This window comes from Neisseria sp. P0021.S007 (assembly GCF_051956855.1).
In genome coordinates this window covers 1-1266 of sequence record NZ_JBQCXA010000091.1, presented here as the reverse complement: position 1 = coordinate 1266, position 1266 = coordinate 1, and the positions used below count along the sequence as shown (strand labels likewise).

Here is a 1266-nt window from a genome sequence, read left to right as displayed (position 1 = left end):
CTCCTGACCTTTGCCGTCGATATTGGTAAAACCGATAACATGCGCAAACAGATTGCCCATCGGGTAATGGCGTTTCAATTCTTTTTGGAATGCAATGCCTTTAATGCCCAATGCTTTGATTTCTTCTGCTTTCTCGTAGCTGAGTTGACGTTTCAAGTAGATAAAGCCTTTGTCTTTTTTAGACAATTTATTTTTCAAAACTTCAACAGGCACATCAGCAATGGCCGACAATTTTTCCAACTGCTCGTCAGTCGGCATTTCCTCCATACCGGAAGGCATGGCATACAATGATTCGGTAGGCGCACTCAAAGCCAATGTAGCACCATTGCGGTCGGTAATCATACCGCGTGATGCCGGCAGCGGAAGCGTACGCACAAAACGTTGGTCGCCCTGATTTTTCAAAAATTCATGCTGACTGGTTTGCAGATAAACCCCGCGTACCAACAGACCGGTAAATGCCAGCGCAACAGCGCCCAGCACCAAACCGATTCGCCCGTTACTTGTCAGCGGCTTTTTCGTTTTTGTTGTTCCAGACAGCATTTGAGGTTTATATTCGTTCTTAATTAACATGTTGAACTTCTCATGACTTAGCTGCTCAGTGAGCCATCAAATCCCGTAAATCTTGCACCAATGCAAGGCTCTGTATTCTTATTTTTTGCGTTCCAGCATAGCCGTATTATGCGCACCCGGAGGAAGCAGATGTTGCTTTTCGGCCGCCACTTTAATCAACTTGTGGTTTGCCAATCTTGCTTGCTCCAATTTCAGGCGCGCGTAATCCTGTTCCAACTGAATTTCCCGTTTTTGTGCCTTATCCAACTCGATAAAATGCAAACGGGACTGGTTTTGCTTAAACACTACGGCAAAGGCTGAGACCGTCACCAAAACCAGTAATAAAATATTCAACTTACCCATCTCAAACTTTCAGACGGCCTGTCAACAGGACTATCTCTTACGACAGCGTTTAGACGCCATCCCCTACTCAATAACCGAAAATTCGCCACTGCTTCGCTCCGCCACACGCAAAACTGCACTGCGCGCACGCGGATTGGCTTCAGTCTCTGTCGAATCCGGTTTGATTGCTTTGCCCACAGCCTTCAAAGGCGGCTGAGGTAAATCCGCTTCCTTAACCACTGCCCAACGGGGCAATGGCGCATGTTGCGAATATTTTTTAATAAACTGCTTCACAATTCTGTCTTCCAGCGAATGGAACGCAATGACAGCCAAGCGCCCACTCTCTTTCAGACGGCCTGCAACCTGCGGTAAAAC

The 1266-nt window shown here is 46.9% G+C and carries 2 protein-coding genes and 1 pseudogene; all 3 read right to left on the bottom strand.

The annotated features are described in order from the left end of the window. A pseudogene (locus ACTHUR_RS11355) lies at positions 1-570 on the bottom strand (penicillin-binding protein 2); the annotation flags it as partial. A 78-nt stretch (positions 571-648) separates the two neighbouring features. Further along, positions 649-912 carry a cell division protein FtsL gene (gene ftsL, locus ACTHUR_RS11350; RefSeq protein ID WP_003681879.1) on the bottom strand — a complete coding sequence of 88 codons (264 nt, stop codon included), beginning with the start codon at positions 910-912 and terminating at the stop codon, positions 649-651. A 63-nt stretch (positions 913-975) separates the two neighbouring features. After that, positions 976-1266, bottom strand: a 291-nt coding sequence (mraW, locus tag ACTHUR_RS11345; RefSeq protein ID WP_440398638.1) for a 16S rRNA (cytosine(1402)-N(4))-methyltransferase, incomplete at its 5' end; no start/stop codon positions are given.

Bases quoted from the DNA above. Each gene is read 5' to 3' on its own strand.
- ftsL (WP_003681879.1), bottom strand. From the start codon at position 912: ATGGGTAAGTTGAATATTTTATTACTGGTTTTGGTGACGGTCTCAGCC.